We start from the raw sequence: 5,943 nt of genomic DNA, 5'->3' as shown, positions 1-5,943 counted from the left end.
TCCGTCGTCGGCAGCGTCAGATGTGCATAAGAGACAGTATAATTACGCTTTGAGTTTTTTGCATAATTAAGTGCGAAACCACACCTATTCATCTGTTTTAATTAAGTTTTAATAAAAACGCACGACTATGACATCACAATCCTGGCGGTCTTTGGTTCAAAGAAAATATCAATTATCGTTACGTTTATTTTTATTTCTGAACGCAACGTCAGCCGTGTTCTCGGTAACAAACCCGCTCTATTCTGTACGCGTGTTTTCTGCCCCTCTGATTGCTATTTTCGCGATCAGTACTGGCCTGTTCGTCTGGCACTGGAAAAAGCGCGCGCGGAAGATAAATATTCCTGCCGTTTCAGCAATCTTTGGTATTTTGTGGGCCTGGCAAATAGATTCGAAATTTTCGCTAATTATCCATGACCAGGCGATGTATTTGATAATAGCTTTACTCACGGTGCTTTTTATCGGAACGCTGGCCTTCGCCAGTAATATCAAAGCATTTACGCTGCACTCGCTCCCCGCCTTTATTGTCTGCCTGTGGTTAAGTGACCAGGATATATGGCTAAGAATGTCCTATTCTTTCGCACTTCCTGTGGTGGCTATTGCTATTCATAACATTTTGCAACGGCGCAACGATCGCTTCGCCCAGGAGCTGCTCTCTCGCCTGCTGGAAGAACGGGAAACTCTGACCGATCTCAGTATGATGGACCCGCTAACCGGGCTCTATAATCGTCGCGGCCTGCAGAGCCGTCTGGAGAACCTGCCGGCGGTAGAAAACGGCGAACATTTTGTTCTTTTGATGGATATCGACCACTTCAAAGCCTATAACGACCATTATGGCCATATGATGGGTGACCAGGCGCTGAAGCGCGTCTCGGCGGCAATTCGTGATGCCGTCCGTTCGCGCGATATTGTGGCGCGTTTCGGTGGGGAAGAGTTCATGGTGCTGCTGACGAATATTTCACTTGAACACGCCCGCCATACGGCAGAGCGGATCCGTCAGAAAGTCTATGATTTGAAAATCCCCCATCTGTTCAACGAAAGCGTCGCCACCAATGTCACCATCAGCATCGGTATTGCCATTTTCGAAAACGAGGACGTGGAAAGCGCTCTGGAGAGAGCGGACAGAGCCCTCTATGAAGCAAAGCATTTGGGTCGCAATAACATTCTGCTGAGTGAAGAGCTACAAACCGCTTAAGCGCGTCTTCGGTTAATCAGGACAAAAGTCTTGCCATTGGTATGAGCAATAGTTAGGATTGGCAATCATTATCATTTAGATTTCTATCTCAACTATGGCTACGCATACCGCACACATCGTTGAACCACTCCTCTGGCGAGCGCCCCTCACCAGCGGGAATGCGTCGCTTGCGGATGCCATACGGGACAAGATTGCTAAGACGCGCGCCCACCTGCTGGACTTTATCAGGCTTGATGAAGCGCCCCCGCACCACGCCATGACGCTCGCTGAGTGGCAGCAGCCCTCTACGCTGCAGTCGCTGCTTGCAACCTATTCCGACCATATCTATCGCAATCAGCCGACCCTAACGCGGGAAAATAAACCTCTGCTTTCCCTGTGGGCACAGTGGTATATCGGGCTGATGGTTCCCCCGCTCATGCTGGCGGTATTAACCCAAAAGAGCATGCTGGCGCTCTCCCCGGATCATTTTCACGTCGAGTTCCACGAAACTGGCCGAGCAGCCTGCTTCTGGATTGATCTGCACGAAGATCGCGGCGCAGAGCAGTTCTCTGCTCAGGAACGTCTGGAACAGCTTGTCATCCAGGCCCTGATCCCAGTGGTTGAGGCACTTGAAGCAACGGGCGAGATCAACGGGAAGCTTATCTGGAGTAATACCGGGTATTTAATTCACTGGTATTTAACAGAAATGAAGCCGCTGCTTGGCGATGAGAAAGTGGAGGCCCTGCGCCAGTCCTGCTTCTTTGCCAAACAGCTTTCCGATGGTCGCGATAATCCGTTATTCCGTACCGTTGTGCTCCGTGACGGACTTCTGGTACGCCGTACCTGCTGCCAGCGCTATCGCCTGCCGGACGTTAAGCAGTGCGGGGATTGCACGCTGAAGTAGTGCAGTGAATTGCCCGGTGACGCTTCGCTTACCGGGCCTACAAAAACCTCGACTCGTAGGCCGGGTAAGGCGCAGCCACCACCCGGCACAACGTCTTTAAGCCACCTGCTGATTGTCCTCTTCCCCATTACGCTGTGCTTCTTCCGCTTCCTGCTCCAGCAGCTGCTTCTCGTATACTTTGAAGAACGGGTAGTAGATGATTGCCGACACGCAGGCCAGAACCACAACCAGGATAGCCGCGCGGAAATCCCAGCCCAGGGCCCATGCTGCGCCTATCGGCGCCGGTGCCGTCCAGGGAACCACTGAAATAACACGGCCAATCAGATCAAACGTCATCGCCGCCCAGGCCAGCACGGCGTTAACCATCGGGGCTAGCAGGAACGGAATAAAGAACACCGGGTTCATTACAATCGGCGTACCGAAGATAACGGGTTCGTTGATGTTGAAGAAGCTGGGCACCACGCTCAATCGGCCAATAGAGCGTAAATGCGCTGAACGGCTGCGCAGATAGCAAATCACCAGACCCATCGTCGCACCCGACCCGCCAATCACGATGAAGAACGTCCAGAAGGCTTCCATAAAAATATGTGGCAGAGGATGGCCGACGGCCAGCGCGGTCTGGTTCGCTCCGAGGTTAGTCAGCCAGAACATCTGCAGCATCCCGGAGACAATAGCCGCCCCGTGGATCCCGGCGAACCACAGCAGGTGGCCAATCAACACCGCCAGCAGGATCGCGGGCAGTGAATCCGCCGCGGAAACCAGAGGCTTGAAGATGGACATAATTGCCTGCGGGATCAGCATGTCAAACTGAGACTGAATCACCAGGCTCAGCGGATAAAGCGTTAACACCACGACCAGCACCGGGATCAGCAGATCAAAGGAGTTTTTGATCATCGGCGGCACCTGGTCCGGCAGGCGAATACCGATGTTATGCGCCTTCAGGAAACGCATCATTTCAACGCAGTAAATCGCCACCAGAATGGCGGTAAAAATACCCGTTCCCCCCAGGCTGTCGACGGGAAGCGTGCCTTTGGTTTTCGGGGCGGCAACCAGCAGAAACGCCATCAGCGACAGCATGGCGCACATGAACGGATCCAGCTGGTGCGTTTTGACATAATGTTTGCCAAGGTTATAGGCGATGGCCGCGCAGATATAAATGGACATAATGCCCATCGTCATATCAAACGGCGTCAGGATCTGGCCTTCAAACTGCTTCGCCATATCCAGCCAGGCGCGTGCGAACCCCCAGGTGGTATCAGGCGAAAACGGCGGATAAGCAAACACTAATAAAAATGAACCCACAATCATGAACGGCATCGCGGAGATGAACCCATCACGAATAGCCATGACATGACGCTGGGACGAGATCCGCCCGGCGATCGGGCTCACGTAATTTTCAACGAAACGGAATATCAGATTAAACGCAGCATGGTTGGCAGACATGATTGATCTCCTGTCAGACGTTTATTACAGGCGCGCTCGCGCCGCACGTTGTTCCATAAATCAGCTTCACAACCTTGCTGGCTTGCGTACCAGCGGTACTGCTCAGACGAAATGGTTTCATAATTGGCTCTTATTATTGGATACAGGGGACGTTACATACTCAGTATTAATCTACGCATCACGCTCTGCAACCGGTTACTGTAACCGGTTTCTGTGATTGTGAAGAGGATCCAGAAATCAGCCATCCTGGATATTTGTTACTTAAGAGATATTTACAGAGCATAAATTCTTATGACAGATTACGCAGGATATTTGTCAGGAGGAAACAATGAGTTTGCAGTCCGTACAGCAGTTTTTTGCCGACAACGCGCCGGAAATAGAGGTAATAGAACTTAGCCAGAGTACGGCTACCGTTGCGCTGGCTGCTGCCGCCCACCGTGTAGAGCCGGGACAAATCGCCAAAACCCTATCGTTGAAGGTTAAAAATGAGGTGATTCTGGTGGTGGCGAAGGGTGATGCGCGTCTGGATAACAAAAAACTGAAAGACACGTTTGGCGCGAAAGCACGCATGCTCAGCAGTGATGAAGTGGTTACCGTGACGGGTCATCCCGTTGGTGGCGTCTGCCCGTTTGGGCTTGAAAACCCACTTGCGGTTTACTGCGATATCTCTTTAAAACAATACGCTGAAGTGCTCCCCGCCGCTGGCGCTATCCATAGTGCCGTACGTATTTCTCCGGACAGAATGGCAGAGCTGACTTCAGCAAAGTGGGTTGATGTGTGCATCTGAATGACGACGCGCCAGGGCATATCTGGCGCGCAAAAGGCACAGGTTACAAAAATGTCGGTTTGCTTAGCCCCACAGTTCGCGGTTCTCTAACCGGAAGATGGGTAAGAATATCCGCTGCATCAAGCAATCCTACGTCAGAATTCACCCCTAGCTTCACCATCGCATTAAACTTATGCGCGCGAATAGTCTTGATATTGCGTTCAAGCTGCGCCGCGATTTCGGGAATGGAATATCCGCATGACATATAACGTAAAATTGCTCTTTCCGTTGGGCTTAACATCCGGTTCTGACTGCAGTACCAGTGGTTAAGCATATTGTCATTAATGCGCAGCGTTTCGCTCAACAATACCACTAACTCCTTCAGCAGGTGTTCAAGGGTCACCGATTTACTGACCACACCGTGAAGACGTGAAGGCGAAAGATGGCTAATCAACCTCGCCTCCATCTCATCCGAGACCAGGATAATGCGCTGAATATGGCTATGCGTAAACGCGAGATCCCGCAGATGCGCCAGGCAGTTACGTCGTTCTTCTCGCGCATCGGAAAGCGAATAGATCAGCGAGAAAAAATTCACGTGTTGCAGTGCTTTCTTAAAGCCATCAAAATCATTAAACAGGTGCAGTTGATATTGGCTGAGTTCAGGCTGCGTAAAAAGATGCTGCAGCCCGACCGCACTCATCGAGCAATTTTCGATGATGGCGATATGTCTTGTTGAATCGGTTTTTTCCATTCCTCGAACTCTCCATAGGCTGACATTAAACTCAGCTCTCTCATTCCCTGTGTACTGTTGATCCAGGCGTACATATCGGCATTACTCCGCAATGAGAGCCTTCGCATCGCACTGTTTTTCTGCGCACTGATCGTTTTATTGCTCTTTTTAAGCAACGTAGCGATTTGGTTAATCCCCCACCCTTTGCCTAACAGGCGAAGCACCTTACGTTCTGAGTGCGTGAGCGCAATAAAGTGTTCGTCGTCATCCTCACTTTCCTCAGGTTCTGGGGTTAATAACGTCTGGCTTATCCGTTCTGCGCGTTCACTCCCTGCCCGGATAGCGTTAACGACACCTTCGATAGGTTCCATATCAGAAAGCAGCGTACTTTCCGGCCGCATAAGCAGCTCAACGGCAATAGGGTAAAACGGCCGGGAGACCAAAAAGATCCAGTGGATTTCCCGGTACTGGTTCAGTAAGCGGTAATACTCTTCGAGCGTACCCCGTGGGTTCCTGTATTCGCCTGAAACGTCGGCGATAATCACATCTGCGCGGCGCAACTGAAGCAGGGTTAACTCCTGCAGTGAGCGGCAGTAGGTCAATTCAAAATCGGGGAAATGACGTGCCATCACGTCCCCTAACCCATTCTGCATGACGGGTATCCGGCTAATGACAACGCCATGCTTACCAGGCAACGACAACATAGACCCTCCGTGTCCATTTTCCTTCGGTGCGTCATGTAAAACGCACCAAGGTATAAATATTTTCTTCCCTGAGTATAAAAAGATTAATACAAGCAGAAGATGAGATATGTTCTTAGTTTAGGAAATGCCTAAAACAGCGCTAATATCTCACAAAGCGCAAATCAATTTAATTGTGCAGACATTAAAATCTGTCTCTTATACACATCTGACGCTGCCGACGACGGA

6 protein-coding genes are annotated in these 5,943 nt (G+C 50.8%); 3 read left to right on the top strand and 3 right to left on the bottom strand.

The window, feature by feature from the left end:
• The first annotated feature begins 127 nt into the window (after positions 1–127).
• On the top strand, positions 128–1,192 hold the full coding sequence (locus HBA26_RS22305; RefSeq protein WP_126345425.1) for a GGDEF domain-containing protein: 1,065 nt from the start codon (positions 128–130) through the stop codon (positions 1,190–1,192).
• A 94-nt stretch (positions 1,193–1,286) separates the two neighbouring features.
• On the top strand, positions 1,287–2,075 hold the full coding sequence (gene fhuF, locus HBA26_RS22300) for a siderophore-iron reductase FhuF (RefSeq protein ID WP_028015426.1): 789 nt from the start codon (positions 1,287–1,289) through the stop codon (positions 2,073–2,075).
• Between the two features lie 96 nt (positions 2,076–2,171).
• On the opposite strand, the gene HBA26_RS22295 is transcribed toward fhuF, so the two are convergent.
• Positions 2,172–3,518 carry a PTS sugar transporter subunit IIC gene (locus tag HBA26_RS22295; RefSeq protein ID WP_126345424.1) on the bottom strand — a complete coding sequence of 449 codons (1,347 nt, stop codon included), beginning with the start codon at positions 3,516–3,518 and terminating at the stop codon, positions 2,172–2,174.
• 328 nt (positions 3,519–3,846) lie between these two features.
• Here HBA26_RS22295 and HBA26_RS22290 point away from each other — a divergent pair, with 328 nt between their 5' ends.
• On the top strand, positions 3,847–4,305 hold the full coding sequence (locus HBA26_RS22290) for a YbaK/EbsC family protein (protein ID WP_023331967.1): 459 nt from the start codon (positions 3,847–3,849) through the stop codon (positions 4,303–4,305).
• A gap of 43 nt (positions 4,306–4,348) precedes the next feature.
• Here the strand turns inward: HBA26_RS22290 and bglJ are convergent, their stop codons facing one another.
• A complete protein-coding gene (gene bglJ, locus HBA26_RS22285) occupies positions 4,349–4,984 on the bottom strand; it encodes a DNA-binding transcriptional activator BglJ (protein ID WP_041911299.1) in 636 nt (211 codons plus the stop codon).
• Positions 4,981–5,718: a LuxR C-terminal-related transcriptional regulator gene (locus tag HBA26_RS22280; RefSeq protein ID WP_041911300.1), complete on the bottom strand. Its 738-nt coding sequence runs from the start codon at positions 5,716–5,718 to the stop codon at positions 4,981–4,983. The genes bglJ and HBA26_RS22280 overlap by 4 nt, the downstream gene beginning before the upstream one ends.
• Positions 5,719–5,943: the final 225 nt, after the last annotated feature.

The sequence above is a fragment of the Enterobacter sp. 725m/11 genome (assembly GCF_011683705.1).
Taxonomy (GTDB): domain Bacteria; phylum Pseudomonadota; class Gammaproteobacteria; order Enterobacterales; family Enterobacteriaceae; genus Enterobacter; species Enterobacter bugandensis.
This window is presented reverse-complemented; position numbering and strand designations above follow the sequence as displayed.